The sequence below is a fragment of the Streptomyces sp. NPDC107538 genome, assembly GCF_055657445.1.
Window position 1 is genome coordinate 880,482 of sequence record NZ_JBVKAY010000004.1, and the last position, 21,934, is coordinate 902,415.

The 21,934-nt window shown below is 70.8% G+C and carries 19 protein-coding genes and 2 tRNA genes; 11 read left to right on the top strand and 10 right to left on the bottom strand.

The window, feature by feature from the left end; translation table 11 throughout:
• Positions 1 to 235 precede the first annotated feature (235 nt).
• Both ACZ7MG_RS18330 and ACZ7MG_RS18335 read right to left on the bottom strand, forming a co-directional pair.
• A complete protein-coding gene (locus ACZ7MG_RS18330; protein WP_471397010.1) occupies positions 236 to 967 on the bottom strand; it encodes a maleate cis-trans isomerase family protein in 732 nt (243 codons plus the stop codon).
• Entirely contained in the window at positions 964 to 1,773 is an 810-nt protein-coding gene (locus ACZ7MG_RS18335) for a maleate cis-trans isomerase family protein (protein WP_471397013.1), read from the bottom strand. The genes ACZ7MG_RS18330 and ACZ7MG_RS18335 overlap by 4 nt, the downstream gene beginning before the upstream one ends.
• Before the next feature lie 150 nt (positions 1,774 to 1,923).
• On the opposite strand from ACZ7MG_RS18335, the gene ACZ7MG_RS18340 reads away from it, so the two are divergent.
• Both ACZ7MG_RS18340 and ACZ7MG_RS18345 read left to right on the top strand, forming a co-directional pair.
• The gene (locus tag ACZ7MG_RS18340; protein ID WP_471397015.1) at positions 1,924 to 2,883 is read left to right on the top strand and encodes a D-2-hydroxyacid dehydrogenase; all 960 of its coding nucleotides are present in this window, start codon (positions 1,924 to 1,926) and stop codon (positions 2,881 to 2,883) included.
• A 19-nt stretch (positions 2,884 to 2,902) separates the two neighbouring features.
• Entirely contained in the window at positions 2,903 to 4,303 is a 1,401-nt protein-coding gene (locus ACZ7MG_RS18345; RefSeq protein ID WP_471397017.1) for an amidase, read from the top strand.
• Positions 4,304 to 4,468: 165 nt separating this feature from the next.
• Here the strand turns inward: ACZ7MG_RS18345 and ACZ7MG_RS18350 are convergent, their stop codons facing one another.
• Positions 4,469 to 4,966 (bottom strand): DUF3830 family protein, encoded by a 498-nt coding sequence (locus ACZ7MG_RS18350; RefSeq protein ID WP_471396970.1) that lies wholly within the window; start codon positions 4,964 to 4,966, stop codon positions 4,469 to 4,471.
• A 131-nt stretch (positions 4,967 to 5,097) separates the two neighbouring features.
• On the opposite strand from ACZ7MG_RS18350, the gene ehuB reads away from it, so the two are divergent.
• The 6 genes from ehuB (at position 5,098) to ACZ7MG_RS18380 (ending at position 9,303) form a co-directional block, all read left to right on the top strand.
• A complete protein-coding gene (gene ehuB / locus ACZ7MG_RS18355) occupies positions 5,098 to 6,021 on the top strand; it encodes an ectoine/hydroxyectoine ABC transporter substrate-binding protein EhuB (RefSeq protein WP_471396967.1) in 924 nt (307 codons plus the stop codon).
• On the top strand, positions 6,018 to 6,731 hold the full coding sequence (gene ehuC, locus ACZ7MG_RS18360; protein ID WP_471396964.1) for an ectoine/hydroxyectoine ABC transporter permease subunit EhuC: 714 nt from the start codon (positions 6,018 to 6,020) through the stop codon (positions 6,729 to 6,731). The genes ehuB and ehuC overlap by 4 nt, the downstream gene beginning before the upstream one ends.
• A complete protein-coding gene (ehuD, locus tag ACZ7MG_RS18365; protein ID WP_471396961.1) occupies positions 6,731 to 7,381 on the top strand; it encodes an ectoine/hydroxyectoine ABC transporter permease subunit EhuD in 651 nt (216 codons plus the stop codon). The genes ehuC and ehuD overlap by 1 nt, the downstream gene beginning before the upstream one ends.
• A 10-nt stretch (positions 7,382 to 7,391) precedes the next feature.
• Positions 7,392 to 8,168 carry an ectoine/hydroxyectoine ABC transporter ATP-binding protein EhuA gene (gene ehuA, locus ACZ7MG_RS18370; protein ID WP_471396973.1) on the top strand — a complete coding sequence of 259 codons (777 nt, stop codon included), beginning with the start codon at positions 7,392 to 7,394 and terminating at the stop codon, positions 8,166 to 8,168.
• A 214-nt stretch (positions 8,169 to 8,382) separates the two neighbouring features.
• Positions 8,383 to 9,141, top strand: a complete 759-nt coding sequence (locus tag ACZ7MG_RS18375; protein WP_471396958.1) for an IclR family transcriptional regulator — start codon at positions 8,383 to 8,385, stop codon at positions 9,139 to 9,141.
• 88 nt (positions 9,142 to 9,229) lie between these two features.
• A tRNA-Lys gene (locus ACZ7MG_RS18380) sits at positions 9,230 to 9,303 on the top strand.
• Positions 9,304 to 9,354: 51 nt separating this feature from the next.
• Here ACZ7MG_RS18380 and ACZ7MG_RS18385 read toward each other — a convergent pair.
• The 7 genes from ACZ7MG_RS18385 to ACZ7MG_RS18415 all read right to left on the bottom strand — a co-directional run bounded on the left by ACZ7MG_RS18385 (position 9,355) and on the right by ACZ7MG_RS18415 (position 17,254).
• Complete coding sequence (locus ACZ7MG_RS18385; protein WP_471396955.1) at positions 9,355 to 10,008, bottom strand: response regulator; 654 nt, start codon at positions 10,006 to 10,008, stop codon at positions 9,355 to 9,357.
• Entirely contained in the window at positions 9,993 to 11,255 is a 1,263-nt protein-coding gene (locus ACZ7MG_RS18390; RefSeq protein WP_471396952.1) for a sensor histidine kinase, read from the bottom strand. The genes ACZ7MG_RS18385 and ACZ7MG_RS18390 overlap by 16 nt, the downstream gene beginning before the upstream one ends.
• A gap of 84 nt (positions 11,256 to 11,339) precedes the next feature.
• The gene (locus ACZ7MG_RS18395) at positions 11,340 to 12,986 is read right to left on the bottom strand and encodes a long-chain-fatty-acid--CoA ligase (RefSeq protein ID WP_471396950.1); all 1,647 of its coding nucleotides are present in this window, start codon (positions 12,984 to 12,986) and stop codon (positions 11,340 to 11,342) included.
• A gap of 40 nt (positions 12,987 to 13,026) precedes the next feature.
• Positions 13,027 to 13,497, bottom strand: a complete 471-nt coding sequence (locus ACZ7MG_RS18400) for a hypothetical protein (protein ID WP_471396947.1) — start codon at positions 13,495 to 13,497, stop codon at positions 13,027 to 13,029.
• A 128-nt stretch (positions 13,498 to 13,625) separates the two neighbouring features.
• Positions 13,626 to 14,243, bottom strand: coding sequence for a lytic polysaccharide monooxygenase auxiliary activity family 9 protein (locus ACZ7MG_RS18405; protein WP_471396944.1), 618 nt, complete (start codon positions 14,241 to 14,243; stop codon positions 13,626 to 13,628).
• 107 nt (positions 14,244 to 14,350) lie between these two features.
• Positions 14,351 to 15,496 carry an SPFH domain-containing protein gene (locus ACZ7MG_RS18410; RefSeq protein WP_471396941.1) on the bottom strand — a complete coding sequence of 382 codons (1,146 nt, stop codon included), beginning with the start codon at positions 15,494 to 15,496 and terminating at the stop codon, positions 14,351 to 14,353.
• Positions 15,497 to 15,604: 108 nt separating this feature from the next.
• On the bottom strand, positions 15,605 to 17,254 hold the full coding sequence (locus ACZ7MG_RS18415; RefSeq protein WP_471396939.1) for a peptidoglycan-binding protein: 1,650 nt from the start codon (positions 17,252 to 17,254) through the stop codon (positions 15,605 to 15,607).
• Between the two features lie 187 nt (positions 17,255 to 17,441).
• Between ACZ7MG_RS18415 and ACZ7MG_RS18420 the strand changes: the two genes are divergently transcribed.
• The 3 genes from ACZ7MG_RS18420 (at position 17,442) to glxA (ending at position 21,803) form a co-directional block, all read left to right on the top strand.
• A tRNA-Lys gene (locus tag ACZ7MG_RS18420) sits at positions 17,442 to 17,518 on the top strand.
• Between the two features lie 335 nt (positions 17,519 to 17,853).
• Entirely contained in the window at positions 17,854 to 19,869 is a 2,016-nt protein-coding gene (locus ACZ7MG_RS18425) for a glycosyltransferase family 2 protein (RefSeq protein WP_471396936.1), read from the top strand.
• Positions 19,866 to 21,803 carry a radical copper oxidase GlxA gene (glxA, locus tag ACZ7MG_RS18430; RefSeq protein WP_471396933.1) on the top strand — a complete coding sequence of 646 codons (1,938 nt, stop codon included), beginning with the start codon at positions 19,866 to 19,868 and terminating at the stop codon, positions 21,801 to 21,803. Before ACZ7MG_RS18425 ends, glxA begins: the two co-directional genes overlap by 4 nt.
• Positions 21,804 to 21,934: the final 131 nt, after the last annotated feature.

The window sequence follows — 21,934 nt, forward strand, 5'->3', positions numbered from 1 at the left end:
ATTCCCTCGCCCCCGCCGCCCCTACCCGTCCCATCCCCAGGGGCTGCGCCCCTTCGACCCCCTTTTTTCGCGCTCCGCGCGGGGGTGGGGGGGTGCGTGCGGGTCGGTGGGGGGGGTGCGTGCGGGTCGGTGGGGGGGTGCGTGCGGGTCGGTGGGGGGGTCGCGCAGTTCCCCGCGCCCCTTGAAAAGACGGGCCTGCGGCCGTCTTTTCAAGGGTGCGGGGCTCGCCCAGGAACTAGACCTGCACGATCGGCTCTCGGGTGAACAGGGTGCCTAGTTGGGGGGCGTTGACCCTGCGGTCCGCGAGCCTCAGGGCTTCCCAGACGGTGACCTGGTTGGCGGTGAGGAGCGGTTTGCCTAGTTCCTTTTCGAGGGTGGGGATGTGGGAGGCGGTGTGGAGGGCGGTGTCGGGGAGGAGGAGGGCTTCCGCGTCGGGGTGGTCGGCGGCGCGGGCGAGGGTGAGGACGTCGTCCAGGTCCCAGGTGCCCACCTCCGCCGCCGTGATGATGCCCGCGCCCCGTACGGAGAGGACCTCGATGCCCGCCGCCGCCAGGAAGTCGACGAAGAGGCGGGCCACGTCGTCAGGGTAGGTCGCGGCCACCGCGACCTTGGTGGCGCCCAGTTCTCCGGCCGCGTGGGCGAAGGCGAAGGACGTGGAGGAGGCGGGGAGGCCGGCCGCGCGGGCGAGGGCGCGGATCTGGTCGTGGGCGCCTTCGTAGCCGTACACGAAGCTGCCGCTGGTGCAGGCCCAGACGACGGCCTCGGCGCCGGACATGCGCAGGGCCTCGCAGCCGGCGGCGAGGCGCTCGGGGGCGCCCATCTCGCGCAGGGCGTCGACGCGGTGGGCGTCCTCGCCGATGTCGGTGTGCACCACGTCCACCCGGATGTCGCTGCCGAGCAGTTGCTCCATGCGCGGATAGTCGTCCTCGGCGGAGTGGCCCGGGTAGAGGAAACCGAGTGCGGTCATGCCCAACCTTCCTGTTCTTCCGGCAGTACGGGCGGCGGCGGTACAGGCCCTCGGCCAAACGTCTGTTTGGCCGACTCGTCGATCAGAGCCTGGTACGGGCCCACCGCCCGAGTACCCAGATGACGCAGTGCCGCCCATATCGTCACCTGGTTGGCCGAGAGAACGGGCATCCGCAGTTCCGCTTCCAGCTGGGGGATGACGTCGTACGTGGGGAGGTTGGTGCAGGAGATGAAGAGGGCGTCCGGGGGCGATGCACGGACCGCGCGGTGGGCCATGGCGACCACGTCGTGGTACGGGACCTTCCAGATGTGCCGGACCAGACCCAGCGAGGCGCGGCCGGTGACCAGGACGCCCGCCTCGGCGAGGTACTCCTCCAGGGACTGGGTGACCGAGACGGTGTACGGGGTGACCAGGGCGATACGGCGGGCGTTCAGCTCGGCCAGGGCGGCGAGCAGCGCGCCGGAGGTGGTGACGGCGTGCGCAGCGCCCGCGCGGGTCATGGCCTCGCCCATCGCGCGCTCCCCCGCGACCCCGCCGACGAAGCTGCCGCTGGTGCAGGCGTAGGCGACGACCTCGGGCGCGACCTCGTTCAGGGCCCGGACCGCCTCGTGCAGGGTCTCGTGCTCGGAGACCAGCCGGGCCAGGTCGAGGCTGACCTCGACGGGCACGTACGGGGTCCTGGTGAGATGCAGGGAGACGTCGTCGGGGACCCAGCGCCACAGCTCGCGGTCCAGGGCGAAGTCGAACGGGGCGATGACACCGACGCCGCGCTGCGGACGGGGTCCACCGAGGAAGGAGACGTTCATGACAGCCACCGGCCTCACGGAGAGGGATGTGCGGACGACAGACCGTGCGCAAGTCCGTGTTGACGAAGGTAGGTTCGGGTGCGAGCGTGGTCAATCAGTGCATGTCACACGCATCTCCTACGCCCACGTCCCGCCCCGGGGGCCCCGCCGATGACCTCGTCCCAGCGTCCGCATCTCCTCGTCCTCGACACCGAGCCGCGTCCCCGGCTCGGTCGGCTCACCGGTCGGGCGACGGTCGAGTACGCCGACGCCTCGACCCTGGCCGAGCGGCTGCCGTCCGCCGATGTGCTGCTGGTGTGGGACTTCGCCTCCCACGCGGTGCGGAAGGTCTGGCCGGGCGGCGGGCCCCGGCCGCGCTGGGTGCACACCGCGAGCGCGGGCGTCGACCATCTCCTCGGTCCCGGACTCGTCGCCGACGAGGACACGGTGGTGACGAACGCGCGGGGCGTCTTCGAGGCGCCGATCGCCGAGTACGTCGCCGCGCTCGTCCTCGCCATGGCCAAGGATCTGCCGCGCAGCTGGGAGTTGCAGGGGCGGCGGGAGTGGCGGCACCGGGAGGCGCTGCGGGTGGCGGGCGGCCGGGCGTGCGTGGTCGGCTCCGGGCCGATCGGGCGGGCCGTCGTCCGCACCCTCAAGAGCCTCGGTCTGCATACGGCCCTGGTCGGGCGGACCGCGCGGGCCGGGGTCCACGGCCCCGAGGAACTCGACCGGCTGCTGGCCCGCGCCGACTGGGTGATCGCGGCCGCGCCGCTGACGGAGGCGACGTACGGCATGTTCGACGCCCGGCGGTTCGGGGTCATGCAGCCCTCCGCGCGGTTCGTCAATGTGGGGCGTGGGCAGCTCGTGGTGGAGGACGCGCTCGTCGAGGCGCTGCGCAAGCGGTGGATCGCGGGGGCGGCGCTGGATGTCTTCGAGCGTGAGCCGCTGGGGCCGGACGATCCGCTGTGGGAGGTGCCGGGGCTGATCGTCTCGCCCCACATGAGCGGGGACACGGTGGGGTGGCGGGACGAACTCGGCGCCCAGTTCGTGGAGTTGTTCGGACTGTGGGAGGCGGGAAAGCCGCTGCCCAACGTGGTCGACAAGCAGCGCGGGTACGTGCCCGGGCACTGAACTCCCTGGAGGGGGCCGGATGTCGGAGCTGACGCAACTGTCCGCCGTACGACTGGTCGAGGGGTACCGCAAGGGCGAGTTCAGCCCGGTGGACGTCGCTCGCGAGACTCTGGACCGGGCCGAGCGGGTGCAGCCGGACGTGAACGCGTTCGTGCGGATCGACGCCGAGGCGGCCCTCGGGCAGGCGCGGGAGTCGGAGGAGCGCTGGCGGCGCGGGGAGCCGGCCGGGGCGGTGGACGGGGTGCCGGTCACGGTCAAGGACATCCTGCTGATGCGGGGCGGGCCCACCCTGAAGGGCTCCAGGACGATCTCCGTGAACGGGAGCTGGGACGAGGACGCGCCCTCCGTGGCCCGGCTGCGGGAGCAGGGGGCCGTCTTCCTGGGGAAGACCACGACACCTGAGTTCGGCTGGAAGGGCGTCACCGACTCGCCGCTGAGCGGGGTGACCCGGAATCCGTACGACCTCTCGCGTACGGCCGGGGGGTCCAGCGGGGGCGCCGCGGCGGCCGTGGCGCTGGGGGCGGGGCCGCTGGCGCTGGGCACGGACGGGGGTGGCAGTGTGCGGATCCCGGCCGCGTTCTGCGGGGTGTTCGGGCTGAAGCCGACGTACGGGAGGGTGCCGCTGTATCCCGCGAGCGCCTTCGGGACGCTGGCGCATGTGGGGCCGCTGGCCCGGGACGCGGCCGACGCCGCGCTGATGCTGGACGTCGTCTCCGGGCCGGACGCACGGGACTGGTCGGGGCTGGGTCCGGTGTCCGGGTCCTTCGTGGACGCGCTCGCGGGTGGGGTGCGGGGGCTGCGGGTCGCGTACTCGGCCTCGCTGGGCGGGCAGGTGGCCGTCCAGCCGGGGGTCGCCCGTGCGGTGCGGCGGGCCGTGGAGGGGCTCGCCGGGCTCGGGGCGTACGTCACCGAGGCCGACCCCGACTTCTGCGATCCCGTGGAGGCGTTCCACACGCTGTGGTTCAGCGGGGCGGCGCGGGTGACGCAGCGGCTGGGGGCGGGGCAGCTGGAGATGCTGGACCCCGGGTTGCGGGAGATCCGGGGGCTCGGGGCGCGGTTGTCCGCGCTGGACTATCTGGCCGCGGTGGATGTGCGGATGGATCTCGGGCGGCGAATGGGGGCGTTTCATGCGCGGTACGACGTGCTGGTGACTCCCGCGTTGCCGGTGACCGCGTTCGAGGCGGGGGTGGAGGTGCCGGGGGGTTCCGGGCATCGGCGGTGGACGGGGTGGACGCCGTTCACGTACCCCTTCAACCTGACGCAACAGCCGGCGGCGAGTGTTCCCGTGGGGGTGGACGGGGGTGGGCTGCCGGTGGGGTTGCAGGTGGTGGCGGCTCGGCATCGGGACGATCTGGTGTTGCGGGTGGGGCATGCGCTGTATGAGGCGGGGGTTGCGGGGGTGGCTTCGCCGGGGCGGTAGGGGGTGCGTTGTCGGGTGCGGGTCCGGTGGGGCTTCTCGCGCAGTTCCCCGCGCCCCTGAAAAGCAGCGGCTGCGCCGCATGCTTTTCATCTTTCAGGGGCGCGGGGAACTGCGCGACCAGCCCCCACCGGACCCGCACCCGCCGACGAATCCGCACCCCCCGAACTATGCGGCGCGCCTGAAAGAAAGGGACTCCCCCCGCGCCCCCGCCCGCCACAGATCGCCACACGCCTCCGCCATCTCCTCCAGCCCCGACACCACCTGCCCCCAGACAATGCCCGGCACCCACCCGACATCCCCGTTGAGCAGCAGGTTGTTGCGTTCGTAGAAGAGGGCCAGGTCGACGAGGGTGGTCCCGGGGCGGACCCCCTCGCCGTACCCGTACGCGCTGGTCGCCAGCTCCGTACCGGCGAAGGAGAAGTAGCAGAGGTCGCCCGGGATGGGCGTGACCGTGGGGTTCTCCAGCGGCGGCTCGCGGTCGGCGAAGGGCGGGAAGAGGGCGTAGATCTCGTTGCGGGCGTACTTGGCGTGGTAGACGTCGCCGGAGAGCGGCAGGGCGTCCCAGACCGCGGCGCAGGTGCGCGGCGCGCGGTCGTCGAGGAGTTTCGCCCGGCACACGACCTGGCGCTTGAGCAGGGAGATCTCTATGTAGCGGTCGGTCATGTCTTCCATGGTGCGGGCGCGGTCAAGGGCGCCTGAGGGGCACATTCGAGGCCGGCCGGGTGTGTGCAGGGGGCGTGAAGGCACCGGCGGTGGCGTGAATACATCCCATCGGGTCGGGTAGCCGCGCGGCCATGGCTCCAGCAACGAAGACCTCCGGGAGAACCGGGAAGACACGCGACCCCAGCCGCCGGGCGCTGCTCGTCGGCGCCTCCGCGCTCGCCACAGCCGGCGCGCTGGGCGCCGCCGGGTGCAGCCGGGTGGCCACCGCCTCCGCCACGAAGGGGGGTGAGCTGCTGGACCGGCTGCGGGCGCAGGGCGTCGTACGGCTCGGTATCGCGGGAGAGATCCCGTTCGGCTACATCGACACCGACGGGCAACTGACCGGTGAGGGGCCGGAAGTGGCCCGGGTCGTCTTCAAGCGGCTGGGGGTGGAGCGGGTGCAGCCCGTGCCCACCGAGTTCGGCTCGCTCATACCGGGGCTGAACTCCCAGCAGTTCGATGTCGTCTCCGCCGGGATGTACATCAATCCCGAGCGCTGTGCGGAGGTCATCTTCTCCGAGCCCGACCACCAGATGCTGGACGCGTTCGTGGTGAAGAAGGGCAATCCGAAGGGGCTGAACGACTACGAGGACGTGATCCGTGCCAAGGCCCGGTTCGCCACCGGGTCGGGGTACGCGCAGATCGCGCACGCCGTCGAGGCCGGGTACTCCGAGAGCGACATCGTCATCGTGCCCGACCAGGTGGCCGGGCTGAACGCCGTGGAGGCCGGCCGGGTCGACGCGTTCGCGGGGACGTCGCTGACCACCCGCGAGGTGGTCAAGAAGTCCCGTACGACGGAGGCGACCAAGCCGTTCGCCGCGCTCGTCGACGGCAAGCCGCGGGTGGACGGCGCGGGCTTCGCGTTCCGGCCGGCCGAGACGCGGCTGCGGGACGCCTTCAACGTGGAGCTGCGGAAGATGAAGGAGAGCGGCGAACTGCTGCGCGTCCTGCGGCCCTTCGGCTTCACCAAGGTCGAGATGACCGACCTGACCACGAAGGAGCTCTGTCGCGCATGACACAGGGGCTCTGGGAACTGGTCCTGCGCGGCGTCTGGGTCACGATCCAACTGCTGGTCCTCGGCGCGCTGCTGGCCACGGTCGTCTCGTTCGTGGTGGGGATCGCGCGCACCCACCGGCGGTGGCTCGTCCGCTTCGTCGCGGGCCTGTACACCGAGGTGTTCCGCGGCACCTCCGCACTGATCATGATCTTCTGGGTGTACTTCGTGCTGCCGCTGGCCTTCGGCTGGCAGCTGGTCCCGATGTGGGCGGGCGTCCTCGCCCTCGGGCTGACGTACGGGGCGTACGGCGCCGAGATCGTGCGCGGCGCCCTGACCGCCGTGGATCCGGCGCAGCGCGAGGGCGGTATCGCGCTGAGCTTCACCCCGTGGCAGCGAATGCGGCTGATCCTGCTGCCGCAGGCGGTCCCGGAGATGATCCCGCCCTTCGCCAATCTGGTCGTCGAACTGCTCAAGGGCACGGCCTTGGTGTCGGTCATCGGCATGGGTGACCTGGCGTTCAGCGGCAGTCTGGTACGGCTGGCGCTGCAGGAGAGCGTGGAGATCTACACGTATCTGCTGCTCATCTACTTCGTGATCGCCTTCCTGCTCACCCGGGGCATGCGGCTGCTGGAGCGGCGGCTGAAGGCCGGGGTCGGCAAGGCCCCGGTGAAGAAGGCCGTGGCGCCCGTGCGCGTCGCCGAGGGTGCGAGCGCCGGAGGTGGTGCGTGATGAACTGGGACTGGAACGCGGTCACCGACTTCCTGCCGCACTTCTGGGACGGCCTGCTGGTCACCCTCCAGGCACTGGCCCTGGGCTCGGTCGTCTCCTTCCTGCTCGGGCTGGTGTGGGCGCTGCTGGTGCGGACGCCGACCCGCTGGGTGAGCTGGCCGGTGGGGGTGGTCACGGAGTTCGTCCGGAACACTCCCCTGCTCGTCCAGCTGTTCTTCCTCTTCTATGTGCTACCGGCCTGGGGGCTGACCTTCTCGGCGCTGACCACGGGCGTCTTCGCGATCGGGCTGCACTACTCGACGTACACGATGCAGGTCTACCGGGCCGGTATCGAGGCGGTGCCCGCGGGCCAGTGGGAGGCGGCCACCGCGCTGAACCTGCCGGTGCGGCGCACCTGGACGGTGGTGATCCTGCCGCAGGCGGTCCGCCGTGTGGTGCCCGCGCTGGGCAACTACGTGATCTCGATGCTCAAGGACACACCGATCCTGATGGTGATCACGGTCCCGGAGATGCTGAGCGAGGCCCGGCTCTACGCGCAGGAGACCTTCCGTTTCACCGAGCCCCTGACCGTCATCGGGGTGGCCTTCATCCTCATCTCCTATCTGGCCTCCCTCCTTCTGCGAACCCTGGAGCGTCGTCTTGTCCGCTGACACCCCGCTGATGAAGCAACCCGAGTCGCCCGACAGGCGTGTGGCGGACACGAGTGAGCTGATCCGCTTCGAGAACGTGACCAAACGATTCGGCGGCACCACCGTCCTCGACGGGCTGGACTTCTCGGTCGAGGCCAGCAAGCACGTCACCCTGATCGGCCCGTCCGGCTCCGGCAAGACGACGATCCTGCGGCTGCTGATGACCCTCACCAAGCCCGACGACGGGACGATCACCGTCGGTGGACAGCGGCTGTTCCCGGCGAGCGACAAGCAGTGCCGTGAGGTCCGCAAGAACATCGGGATGGTGTTCCAGCAGTTCAACCTCTTCCCGAACATGAGGGTGCTGAGGAACATCACCGAGGCGCCCGTCACCGTCCTCGGGCTCTCCAAGGACGAGGCCGAGGCGCGCGCCCGCGAACTGCTCGACCTGGTGGGGCTCGCCGACAAGTGCGACGCCTACCCGAGCCAGCTCTCCGGCGGGCAGCAGCAGCGGGTGGCCATCGCGCGGGCGCTGGCGATGCGCCCGCAGGTGCTGCTCCTCGACGAGGTGACGTCGGCGCTCGACCCCGAGCTGGTCGCGGGCGTCCTCGACCTGCTCAGGGACATCGCCCGCACCACCGACATCACGATGCTCTGTGTGACCCACGAGATGAACTTCGCCCGGGACATCTCGGATCAGGTTCTGATGTTCGATTCTGGCCAGGTGATCGAGTCGGGCAGCCCGGAGAAGATCTTCGGCGACCCCTCACACGAACGTACGCGCGAATTCCTCGGCGCCGTCAACTGACTACGGCCAGTGAACGGCTGAACGCGTGGGAACATCCGAGGTCCGCCCGCCGGGCCATGCCTTTGGCATATGTCAGAGTGCTGGTCCGGCAGTTGGGAGGCCCGGGGGTACCGGGATTTTCTCGCGAACAACCCCTCCACGTACGGCTCTTGGGCCGTATCGTGGGACTCGGCAAGCTGTCCGAAAAACGGCCCGAGAAGCGCAGGGGGAAACCGTGGCGCTCAAGCACGAGCCGACCGCGCCGTACCACTCGGCCCAGGACGCCCTGCGCGTCCTGGAGACGGTGGCGCGGCACGCAGGTGGCGTCACCGACGCCGAGATCGCCCGTCGCACCGGTGTCGACAGCGAGCGGTTGACCGCGCTCCTGCGGATGCTGCGTCGCGAGGGATATGTGGAGCAGACCACCGACGGCGCCTATGTCACCGGCGCCGCTCTCGCCCGGCTGGGTTCCGCCCAGGGTCATGACCAGGCCCTGCGCGAGCAGCTCCAGCACACCCTGGACCGGCTGCGGGACTCGGTGGGCGCCGCCGTCTATGTCACCCGCTATCTGGACGGGGAGATCCAGGTCACCGGCTGGGCCGACGGCCCGGCCACGCCCGCGGTCCACGAGTGGGTCGACTTCCGCTCCTCCGCCCATGCCACCGCCTTCGGCAAGGGCCTGCTGGGCCAGCTCGACCTCAACGGCCGGCGCGACCATCTCTCGCGCCACCGCCCGGCCCGGCTCACCTCCCACACGATCACCAACGAGAAGGTGCTGCTGAGCAAGCTCGACGCCCAGACCGCCACGGTCCCGGTCCTCGACCTCCAGGAGTACGCGCCGGGCACGGTCTGCGCGGCCGTCCCCATCACCGCGGGCTCCGCCGTCGGCTGCCTCGCCCTGTCGCTCCCCCTGGAACACGCACACCGGCTGCGCGCGGCGGCGAACACGCTCAACCGGGGAGCGGCGCCGGTGCTGCTGTCACTGGCGATCTAACTCACGTTTAAGTGGTCGAGGGCACCCCGCCGGACCAGGTAGTATTTTCTCTGTCGCCAGCCGCGGAAGCGGGTGGATGACAGAGTCTGCGCCGCTAGCTCAGTTGGTTAGAGCAGCTGACTCTTAATCAGCGGGTCCGGGGTTCGAGTCCCTGGCGGCGCACAGAGAGAAGGCCCCTCGCTCCGGCGAGGGGCCTTCCGCGTACCTCTCGCATCACCCTCGCAGATAGGCGAGCACCGCCAGCACCCGCCGATGCGTGTCCTCCGCCGGCGGCAGGTCCAGCTTCCCCAGGATGTTGCCGATGTGCTTGCCGACGGCCGCCTCGGTGACGACCAGCTCGCGGGCGACCGCCCCGTTCGACCGCCCCTCGGCGACCAGCGCCAGCACCTCCCGCTCGCGCGGGGTGAGCGCCGCCAGCGGATCACGCCGGCGCCGCAGCAGCTGCCGTACGACCTCGGGGTCGACGACCGTGCCCCCGGCCGCGACCCGCTCCACCGCCTCCGCGAACTGTTCGACCTGCCCGACGCGGTCCTTCAGGAGGTAGCCGACACCGGTGCCGTCACCGGTGTCCAGCAGCTCGGCGGCGTAGGCCCGCTGGACGTACTGGCTGAGGACGAGCACGGGCAGGGCGGGGTTCGCCGTGCGTAGTTCCAGGGCGGCGCGCAGCCCTTCGTCCGTCAGACCGGGCGGCATGCGTACGTCGGTGACGACGAGGTCGGGGGCGTCCGACCGTACGGCCGTGATCAGCGACTCCGCGTCCCCGACCGCCGCGACGACCTCGTGGCCGAAGCGGGTCAGGACGCCGACCAGGCCCTCCCGCAGCAGCACGCTGTCCTCGGCGAGCACGATCTTCAGCGCTGGGGGCACGGGATCTCCAGGGACAGGACGGTCGGGCCGCCGGCCGGGCTGTGGACGGACAGTGTCCCATCGAGCACGGCGAGCCGGTCCGCGAGCCCGGTGAGACCCGAGCCCCGCGCGGGGTCGGCGCCGCCCGTGCCGTCGTCCCGCACCTCCACCCGCAACCGCCCGCCCGCGTACCGCCCGCCGATCCACGCCCGCTCCGCCCCGCTGTGTCTGCCGACGTTGGCGAGCGCCTCCCGGACCGCGAAGTACGCGGCGGACTCGACGGATTCGGCGAACCGGGGGAGGTCCACATCCACCTCCACGGGTACGACGGAACGGTCGGCCGCGTCGGCGAGGGCGTCCGGGAGGCCGTAGTCGGCGAGGACCTGGGGATGGATGCCGTGGATCAACTCCCGTAGCTCACCGAGGACTTGGTCGGCCTCGCGGTGGGCGGCGGCCAGCCGGTCGGCCAGTGCGGGCGGGGCGTCCAGGCGGGCCAGGCCCAGGGTCATGCTCAGGGACACCAGCCGCTGCTGGGCCCCGTCGTGCAGATCGCGCTCGATCCGGCGCCGCTCCGCCTCGAAGGCCGCGACCAGCCGGGCCCGCGACCGCGTCACCTCGCCCAGCCGGCGTTCCGCCTCCGCCTCGCTCGGCGCGAGCAGCAGCCGGGTCAGGGCGGCACGGGCCCGCGCGTACCGGACGAGGGGCCACAGCAGCGCGAGCAGCAGGACCGCTCCGGCGGCCGTGCACAGCAGGGCCTGGCCGTAGGAGTCGATCAGCCAGAGCTTGGCGATCCGCGCGTCACCGCTGGTGCTGCTGGTCGTCGCCAGCTGCGCGGGGGCTCCGATCATCGCGCCGGGTACGCCCAGCGCGACGAACAGCACGAGCACGTCGAGCGGCCACAGCACGAACGCGAGCAGGACCGTGTACGCCAGCTCCCGCCAGGTCGCCCGCTCGGTCAGCCGCAGCCGGGCCCAGGCGGCGAGTCCGGGCTCGGCCGGGGTGGCGTGCGGGTCGGGCGGCGGCGGGGTACGGGTGAGGGCCAGCCGCCGCCTCTCCAGCACACCGACGGGCCGCCCGGACAGCACCGCCAGCGCCAGCAGCGGCAGGCCCACGAGGAGCGGGGTCAGGGCGAGGCCCAGGGCGCCCAGGACCAGGAGGACCAGCAGCAGCGGGGCGCCGACGAGCACACCGCTGAGCAGATAGGCCACCGCGCGGGGCGTGTCTCGTAGCGCGTCCCGTACCGAGTCCCGTACGACCGTTCGGATCATGGGGTCACGGTAGGCGGGGTCGGCGGGCGGCGGCCATACGCGCAGGGGGTGTGCGGGAGGTAGGGCTGGGCCTACCTCCCGCACCTACCTCGTCAGCAGCTCCTCCCGCCCCCGCACCCGGTACTCCGCCACCAGCCGCGCCTCGTCCACCGCCGAGAACTTGCGGTACGCCCACTTCCCGGGCGGGCGCCACCAGACCGGGTCGGGGCAGCGGAAGCCCTCGCGGCGGAGGGCGGCGCGCTGGATCTTGTTGGTGGCGGTGACGGGCATGGCCGGGACGACCCGGATGAAGCGCGGGGTCATCTTCGTGCCCAGGTCGGGCTGGGCCAGCAGGAACTCGGCGAAGCGGCAGGGGTCGAAGGTGCCGGCGACGGTCGCCATGACCTGGTCCCCCGCGACCGGGTCGGGCACCGCGTACACGGCGACGGCCTCGGCGCCCTCGTACCGGGCGAGGATGTTCTCGATGACGGCGGCGGCGAGGTTCTCGCTGTCCACGCGGAGGCGGTCGTCGGTGCGGCCGGCGAAGTAGAGGAAGCCCTCGGGGTCGCGGTAGAAGAGGTCGCCGGTCCAGTACCAGCCGCCGTGGAGGCGGGCGGCGTCCGCCTCCGGGTTGCGCCAGTAGCCCTCGAAGGGGTTGGGGCCGCGGTTGACCAACTCCCCTATCGCCGCAGTGCCGTTGAGCAGGCGGCCGTCGTCGGCGAGCAGGGCCGGCGGGCACTCCTCGCGGGTCTCCGGGTCGACCACCGCGAGGTCGTCGCCGGGCGCCGCCCGCCCGATCGCGCCGGGCGGTGCACCGGGGGTGCGCTGGATCGCCGCCCCGCCCTCGGACGACCCGTACCCCTCCACGAGCCGCACCCCGAACCGCTCCTCGAACGCCGCCGCGTCCACCGCCCCGGCCTCCGTGCCGAAGCCCATGCGCAGCGGGTTGTCGCGGTCGTCGGGGCGGGGCGCGGTGGCGAGGACGTACTGCACGGCCCGTCCGACGTAGGTGAAGTACGTGGCCCGGTACGCCCGTACGTCGTCCAGGAACCCGGAGGCCGAGAAGCGACGGCACAGGGCCACTCCCGCCCCGGCGACCAGGGCGGGGGCCCAGTCGGCGATGACCGCGTTGCCGTGGAACAGCGGCATGCAGACGTAGTGCACGTCGTCCCGGCGCACCCCGAAGCGGTCCACCAGTGCCCGTCCGGCCGCGGCCAGCCGCCCCTGGGAGCAGATCGCGGCCTTGGGGACGCCGGTCGAGCCGGAGGTGAAGTAGAGGAGGAGGCGGTCGGCGGGGGTGGCCCGGGTGGGGTCGGGCACGGCGTCGGCGTACGGGGCGAGGAGATCGGCGTAGACCTGACTGTCCGTCACCAGGACCTGAACGCCCGGCAGTTCGAGGCCGTCGAGCAGCGGGAGGTGGGCCTGTTCGGTGATCAGGACGCGGCACTCGGTGTGCAGGATGTCGCGGGCCAGTTCGGGGCCGCGGCGGGTGGGGTTGATCCCGGCGACGGCGGCGCCCGCGAGGGCCGCCGCGCTCAACCACAGCGGGAATTCAGGGGTGTTGTCGAGGAGGACGCCGATGTGGGGTTCGGCGGTGGGTGGCAGGAGGTCGGTCAGCAGGGCCGCGCGGGCGGCGGCTCGGGCGGTGACCTCGTGGTGGGTCAGGACCTGTTCCTCGAACCACAGCCCGGGCCGGTGGTCGTCCCACCGGTCGGCGACGAGCTGTGCGACCGTGCGCCTCGTGGACTCCATGTCGGCGCACGGTAGTTGACGCACCGTCAGTTGAGGAGGGTCACGGCGTCGGGAACGAGGGGTCCGTCGAGAACTGGTGGAAGGTGACCATGAAGAAGACGCAGAACGCGAAGGCCACCCCGAGGAGGGTCAGAATGCCGACGCCGGCCGCACCCTGCTTGAACCCCTGGTCGGGGCCGTGCGCCGTGGCCGCCACCGCCGGGCCGTCGGTGTAGTGGACGGTGACGAAGTCGCCCTCGACCGTCGTCATCGGCCCGTCCTCCTCCTCGAAGCGGATGGCCCGGCCGTCGTGGGTCGTGAACTCGTACACATGGTGGATCGTGGTGTGCACGGAGCTGTGGTCGCCCATGCCCCTGCTGACCGTCGTGAACGCCCGCAGACAGCGCGCCTCGGCCGTCAGCCCGCTGTTCCAGGCCCTTCTGATCAGCATCCAGCGGCTCAGCACGCGGTACGCCATGAAGCCGATGAAGGCCATCATGACGAGGGGAATGAGGTAGAAGAAGGCGTCCATGGTGCTCCCCCGAGGTCCGGCCGCCCCCCTGGTCGGCGGCGTGTGGGGAACGTACCCGCGTGGGGGCCCCGCGCAGCTCAAGAGAGGCTCAGAACTGGCGGGGCCGGGTGGAGCGATGCCCGCAGGGGTCAGAAGGTGACGTCCGAGCAGGCGTAGAACGCGTTGGTGGTGTCCGCGACCGTCCACACCGCGAGGATCACGTGGTGGCCGCTCAGCCCGGACGGCAGCCGCCCGGTGTGGGAGAGCGTGGACGGCGGACGCTGGCCGTTGTAGGGGACGGTGAAGAACGGGGTGAGGTTGAGGTCGGAGCGGGCCAGGGCGTGGTTCTGGTTCCAGCCCGCCTTGGTGACGTAGTACTTGAAGTCGGTGGTGGCGTGCATGGCGGTGAACTGCCAGCGGAACGTGTAGTTCTGACCGCCCGTCACCCGGGTCGTGGGCCAGGCGCCGCCGCCCGGCTTGCTGGACGCGTTGAGCTGGTTGAACCGGCTGTTGCCGCCGGAGCAGAGTTGGCCGTCAGCCGGCCCTGAGCCCGGGAAGCCCTTCGGGCCCTCCACGCTCTGCGGCTCCCACTGGATCTCGCCGCAGTTGGTGACGGTGCCGTTCTGACAGAGCTTCTGCCGGCTGACGGGAAGGTCGGTGTAGCCGTGGCCGGAGGCGCCACCACTGGAGAGCACGAGCGCTCCGGTGGTGGCGAGGCCGACCGCGGCCGCGTACCACTTGGTCCTGTTCCGCGCGTGATGGCGCATGCTGCCGCTCCCTGGAGTACGTGGGGGTGTTTCCAGGTCTAGACCAAGTCCCAGATTATGGGTGCGTGTTGAACATGTCCATACCAATTCACGGGTTCAGTGCTGGTTCACGAGGACACTTCGCGGCGCCCTGTATAGAACGCCACCGTCAGGTCCTTCACCAGCGCCTTGCGCTCGTAGTCGTCGAGTTCGACCAGGCCGCGCAGGGTCAGCCGGGTCACCGTGTCCTCGACCGAGTCGACGACGGAGGTGAGCACGGTGTCGCGGTGCTGGGCGTCGAGCGCGGCGATCCGGCGGCGCTGCATCACCGCCGCCACCTCGGGCGCGTACTCGATCCGGGTCGGCTGGACCGAGAACACCTCCATCCCGACCGGCGCCGTGTCCGCCGCCACCAGCCGGGTCAGCGCCTCGCCCACCGCCTCCGTGTTCCGCAGCGTCGCGTCCCTGACCAGCGCGCCCGGCGCCACATCGGCCGGCAGCCGCGACAGCACCCGGGAGACCGCCGCCTCCACGCACTCCCGCAGATACCGCTCGTGGTCCTCGACCCCGAGCAGCGCCCGCGCGGTGTCCCTCACCCGCCACGTCACGAGCACGACGACCCGCAGCGCGACCCCGTTGGCGTCGACCGCCGCGATCGGCTCGCTGCGCCAGTGCCGCAGCCGTACGTCGACGCGGCGGCGCAGCACCAGCGGGTTCACCCAGAGCAGTCCGGTACGGCGGACGGTCCCCCGGTAGCGCCCGAACAGCCCGAGCACCCAGGCCCGTCCGGTCCGCCCCCGCGCCAGCCCGCCGAACCCGAACAGCGTCAGGGCCCCCGCTCCGGCGTACGCGGCCCACTGCGCGGGGCCGAGTCCGGCACCGGCGTACGCGGTCGGCAGCCCGAGCGCCCGTACCGCGAGCCCGGGCAGCGTCCCGGCCCACCACGAGGTGAGGACACATCCGGCCACCCCGCACGCCCCGCCGAGCACCCCCACCACCCCGGGCACCACCCGCGCCGGGCGCTCGACCAATTCGGGGTCGACCTCGACGGCGGGGCGCGGCTTCGCGGCCCCGACCCCCGGCCGCACCCGGGGCTGTTCACCGGTGCCGCGCCGCCGGCCCACGACGGCGGGGGTGACGGGCACGGCCACGGGGGCGGGGTCGTCCCGGAACAGCAGATGGACGGGGATCTCGGTGGTGGTCTCGTTCTGGATGAGCCGGGCGGGCCGCGCGGCCCCCTCGGGCTCCGGTGTGGACGAGGTGGTCGTACTCATACGTGCCTCCATGCCTCCGCGCAGGAAGAACCGTGGTGAGAGTGGTCGAGGTGGGGACGGGGACGAGACGGGGGTGGGACGAGGTGGGGGTGGGGGTGGGGGTGGGCGTCAGGAGAACAGGCGGCGCCAGGTCTCCGGGCCCGGATAGCCGTCCGCCGCGCCGCCGCGCCACCCCTGGGACCGCTGGAACGCCTCCACATTCCGCCGGTCCGACTCGCCCCAGCGGGACCCCGGCCCCGAGGCGTAGTACTTGCCGAACCCCCTCTTGACCAGCTGCTTCCCGAGCTGGGTGACATACGGATTGTCCGCGCCCGGCCGGAACATGCCCCGCCCGGGATAGCCGAGGACACCGTGCGAGGCGGGCGTCCCGGGCGTCGTCGGTGTCCCGGGCGTCCCGGGCGTCGCTGGTGTCCCGGGCGTCGCTGGTGTCCCGGGCGTCGCTGGTGTCCCGAGCGGCCTCGGCGTCCTCGGCTTCATCGAACCCCTGGGCGGGGCGGGCTCCCCGTGCCCGCCGGGGGCGGCCGGCTTGCCCGGCGGCCGGTGCACCACCGGCGGCTTCGGCTGCGCGGGCTTGCCCCCGGGGCCCGGGTTCCCGGCCGGCGGGATGTCCCGGCCTCGCCCGCTGACCAGGTAGGACCAGGTGAGCGGGCCCGGAATGCCGTCCGCGAAGCGGCCCGACCAGCCCTGCGCCCGCTGGAACGCCCGGGTGGCCAGGCGGTCGGCGTCCGACCAGACCGGCCCCGGCCCGTCGGTGTAGAAGCGGGCCCCGCCGCGCTCCACCAGCATCCGCCCGAGCCGGGTGACGTACTTGTTGCGCGCGCCGGACCCGAACGCCCCGGAACCCGGGAAGCGGTCCCCGGCGGACGGCCCGGCGGCGCCCTTCGCGGCACCCGGCGGCTCCGGCGAGGCCCCGGGGGCACCGGAGCCGTCCGAGCCGTCGGAGCCGTCGGAGCCGTAAGTGTCCTCGGAGGCGTCCGTCCCGCCGTCCGGGTCGCCCTCGCCCTCGTCGACGAGTCCCTTGTAGCGGTACGGCACATAGCGGGTCGCGTTGTCCCAGTACCCGTACGGAGTGACCTGTCTGCGGGCGTACGGACGGGCCGACTCGTAGGCGATGTAGTGGGTCTCCGCGAGGTCCGTCCAGCCGCCGAAAATGACGACGTGCGAGCCCTTCTGCGGGTCCTTCGGATTATGGAAGAGGAGCATGTCACCGGGTTCCAGCCGGTCCTTGGAAATCCGCTGGGCGAACCTGTCGAGGCTGCCCGTCCATTCGTTCCCGGGAAGGTTCCAGGCCATCGACACGAACCCCGAACAGTCCTGCCGATAACCGTCTGACCAGTATGCGCGCATGCTGTACGGCACCTCGGCCGCGATCCAGGTCTTGGCCCTTCTGATGATCTCGGCGCGGGTGATGGGCGGGATCCGCGCCTCCTTCGGCGGCTTCTCCCCGTCCGCCGGACGCCCCCCGGGACCATGCAGCGGCGCCTTCTTCCCCTGGGGGGTGTCCGGCTCGTCACCTGCGGGAACGGCACCGGGGCTGACCGGTCCGTGGGCCGCCGCGACCGCCGGTACGGCATGCCCTGCGCCGAGTGCGGCACCGGCGGCGGTGGCCACGACGAGGGCGCTCCTCGCGGTTCTGGCCGCCGGGTGGCTCAGATGGGCGTACCGGTCCGCATACGGCATGACCCGCCGCCAGTGGACACAACCGGGGCATTCGCAGTCGCCTCCCGGATCGATCTCCTCGAATACCGGAGTCCCCATGCGATTCCCCTCGCGAACCGACCGAAGAATTCCACGCTTCTGCACGCCGGTCAGTTTCTCAACGGTCGTCCCATGTCGCATGCTGACGGTCCGAATGATGTACACGCGGCGCACAGGGGCGCCCCGGGCGCCGAGACCCGGTCCGTGGTCGGGAGCACCCCCGCCCCTCCGGTAAAGTTCTTCTCGCGCGCCGCTAGCTCAGTTGGTTAGAGCAGCTGACTCTTAATCAGCGGGTCCGGGGTTCGAGTCCCTGGCGGCGCACCATCGGAGAGGCCCCTCGCGGGAGGTAAACGCGAGGGGCCTCTTCCGTATGTGGTGACATGTGGAGATGCCCCAATAACGGCGTATGACCGGTAAACAGCGCGTTTCACATCTTGTGATCAAGCTTCGCGCCGTAGAACCCTGGCGCGATGCGCGCACTCAGGAACAAAAGATGCCGAGGGGGCATCAATGCAACCGGATGGCCGTCGTGCCGTGTCCTCATGGTGTAGATCACATGGTGACGATGGCCCACTGATGCGTCCGTAACGGTCGAGGGGGACCTAATCGGATGGAATTACGACGAACACACACTCGATGTGTGTGCGGGGGGATGACTCATGACGTCGACGCCGACGGGCGCCCGGCATAACCACGACCCGTCCGACACGACCCAGCTCAAGGTGCCGTCGCACCGGACCGGAGCTTTTCGCAGGCTCAAGAAGACACTTCCCAGATACGACTACGAGCACTACAGCCGGCTCGCCGGCCCACTGACCCAGCCCGACCCGACCAAGCCCTACCGGGTGCAGTACCGCTCGCTGATCTCCCAGGAACCGCACCGGCTGCGGGTCGCCCTGATGCTGGCGGCCGCACCCCTGCTCTCCCTGGTCCTGCTGGCCTGGCTGCTGCAGCAGGAGCACTGGACCAAGCGCGACTACGTCGAGTACGAGTTCCTGCCCGCCCTCGACCTGGTCATGCTGGTCTCGATCGGCCTGATCGAGTTCTTCCGCTGTATGAACGTGCTGTCGAACGCGCACGCCACCCTGGTCGCCCGCGACCCGGTCCCGGTGGTGCCCGAGACCGGCACCAGAGTCGCCTTCCTCACCTCCTTCGTGCCCGGCAAGGAGCCGCTGGAGATGGTGACGAAGACCCTGGAGGCCGCGGTCAGGCTCCGGCACCGGGGGCTGCTGCACGTCTGGCTGCTCGACGAGGGCGACGACGCGGATGTGAAGGCGGTCTGCGCGCGCCTGGGCGTGCACCACTTCTCCCGCAAGGGCATCGCGAAGTGGAACCAGCCCAAGGGCCCCCACCGCGCCAAGACCAAGCACGGCAACTACAACGCCTGGCTGGACGCGCACGGCGACGACTACGACTTCTTCGCCTCGGTCGACACCGACCACATCCCGCTGCCCAACTACCTGGAGCGGATGCTCGGTTTCTTCCGGGACCCGAACATCGGCTTCGTCATCGGCCCCCAGGTGTACGGCAACTACGACAACTTCGTCACCAAGGCCGCCGAGTCCCAGCAGTTCCTGTTCCACGCGCTGATCCAGCGCGCCGGCAACAAGTACGGCTCCCCCATGTTCGTCGGCACCTCCAACGCCGTACGGATCAAGGCGCTCAAGCAGATCGGCGGGCTGTACGACTCGATCACCGAGGACATGGCCACCGGCTTCGAGATCCACCGCCACAAGAACCCGGCGACGGGCAAGAAGTGGCGCTCGGTGTACACCCCGGACGTCCTCGCGGTGGGTGAGGGGCCCAGCGCCTGGACGGACTTCTTCACCCAGCAGATGCGCTGGTCGCGGGGCACCTACGAGACGATCCTCAAGCAGTACTGGAAGGGCTGGTACTCGCTGCCGCCGAGCAAGCTCTTCAACTACACGATGATGATCATCTTCTACCCGATGTCCGCCCTCAACTGGATCCTGGCGGCGCTGAGTTGCGCCCTGTTCCTGGGCCTCGGGGCGTCCGGGGTGAACATCGATCCGACCGTGTGGCTGATGCTCTACGGCAACGCGTCCGCGCTCCAGATAGGCCTGTACGTCTGGAACCGCCGGCACAACGTCTCCCCGCACGAGCCGGAGGGCTCCGGCGGGGTGGCCGGCATGGTGATGTCCGCGCTGTCCGCGCCGCTCTACGCGAAGGCGCTGGTCGACTCGGCGCTGCGCCGCAAGAGCAAGTTCGTGGTCACGCCCAAGGGGGACTCGGCGAGCCCGGACCGGTGGTTCGGCACCTTCCGGTACCACTGGTACTTCATCGTCATCTTCGGGGCCTCGATCGCCGCCGGGTTCGTCTTCGGCAACTCGCACCCCGCGATGATCATCTGGGCCACCTTCGCCATGATGATCACCGCCCTCCCCATCGTCGCCTGGCGCTACATGCTGCGCCAGGACAAGAAGAAGGCCGCCGCCGCGGCCGAGCTCCAGGGGTCCATGGTGGCGCCGCCCGAGGCGGCTCCCGCCCCGTTCGCGCCACCCCACGCACCGCACGCCCCACCCGCGCCTCACGCTCCCCAGCACAAGCCGAGCTGGGCGGCGTCCGGGTCGGGCGGCGGGGGTAGCGACCAGACGATGCAGATCGCCCTGGGTGGACTCGGCGGACGCGGTGGAGCGGGGGGACGTAAGGAATGAAGGACCGTGCAGGCCGCCGCCGCGCCCGTCGCCTCGCGATCGGCGCGGCGGTGGTCCTCGCGCTCGCCGCGACGAACGGGCCGTGGGTGTATCGCGTCGCCACCGAGAGGTACCACGACTACAAGATCAACAGACCCGAGTACAAGGCGGCCAACGGGCACTGGCAGGTCGTGGAGTTCCCGGAGGAGTACCGGCAGAACACCATCCACGCGGCCCTGTTGCACACCGGCAAGATCCTGCTGATCGCGGGCTCGGGCAACGACGCCGACAACTTCGACAAGAAGAAGTTCGACACCCGCCTCTGGGACCCGGTCGCGCAGACCATCGAGCGCGTACCGACACCGGCCGACCTGTTCTGCACCGGGCACACCCAGCTGTCCAACGGCAATCTGCTGATCGCGGGCGGCACCAAGCGCTACGAGAAGCTGAAGGGTGATGTCACCAAGGCCGGCGGCCTGATGATCATCCACAACGAGAACCCCGACAAGGGGATGAAGCTCAAGGCGGGGACCCGGTTCGTCGGCAAGGCGAACGGCAGGACGTTCGTCCTCAAGGACACCGTCGAACTCAAGAAGGCCGTCAAGACCTTCGACCCGGACACCGGCAAGTTCACCGGCAACAAGCCGGGCATCGCGCGCGCCTACGTCGAGGCCGAGCGGCGCGGCAAGAAGTACGAGACGGGGACGGAGGACAACTACAAGGTCAAGGGTCTGACGGGTGAGGACGCGCGGAACACGTACGGCATCGCGCAGAAGCTCGCCCTGGACAAGAAGGACTTCCAAGGGATCAAGGACGCCTACGAGTTCGACCCGGTCGCCGAGAAGTACATCAAGGTCGACCCGATGAACGAGGCACGCTGGTACCCGACGCTGACGACGCTGTCGGACGGCACGGTCCTGTCGCTGTCCGGCCTCGACGAGATCGGTCAGCTGGTCCCGGGCAAGAACGAGATCTACGACCCCGGGACCAGGAAGTGGACGTACACGAAGGACGAGCAGCAGTTCCCGACGTACCCGGCGATCTCCCTGATGCAGAACGGCAAGCTGTTCTACTCGGGCGCGAACGCGGGGTACGGGCCGGACGACATCGGGCGCGACCCCGGGATCTGGGACCTCGAGACCAACAAGTTCGCCAAGCTCCCCGGGATGAGCGACGGCAAGCTGCTGGAGACCGCCGGGACCGTGCTGCTGCCTCCGGCGCAGGACGAGAAGTACATGGTGATCGGCGGGGGCGGGGTCGGTGAGTCGGAGCGGTCCAGCAGGAAGACCCGGCTGATCGATCTGCTGGCCGAGAAGCCGAGGTTCGTGGACGGGCCGGAACTCGCCAAGGGCACGCGCTATCCGCAGGCCTCGATCCTGCCCGACGACACGGTCCTCATCTCCGGCGGCTCCGAGGACTACCGGGGGCGCGGCGACTCCAACATCCTGGAGGCGCGGCTCTACGACGCGAAGACGGGTGAACTGCGGCGGGTGGCCGACCCGTTGGTGGGCCGCAACTACCACTCCGGGTCGATCCTGCTGCCGGACGGGCGGGTCGTGTTCTTCGGCTCCGACTCCCTCTACGCCGACAAGGCCAACACCAAGCCGGGGGAGTTCGAGCAGCGGATCGAGATCTATACGCCGCCGTATCTCTTCCAGGACGCGCAACCGACGCTGACGGGTGGGCCGAAGACGGTGGCGCGCGGCGGGAAGGCGGTGTTCGGGACGCGGCACGGGGCGTCCATCGAGTCGGCGCGGTTGATCCGGCCGAGTGCGTCCACGCATGTGACGGATGTGGACCAGAAGTCGATCGAGGTGGACTTCGAGGTCACGGGGGACCGGATCAGTGTGACCGTGCCGAAGAATCGGAATCTGGTGCAGTCGGGGTGGTACATGCTGTTCGTGACGGATGACGCGGGGGCGCCCAGCGGTGCGCGGTGGGTGAGGGTTCCGTAGGGGTTCGATTTCGGGTGCGGGTGCGTGGGGGCTGGTCGCGCAGTTCCCCGCGCCCCTGAAAAGCAGGGGCTGCGCCCCATGCTTTTCAGCCCGAAGGGGCCGTAGGCCCTTAAGGGGCGCGGGGAACTGCG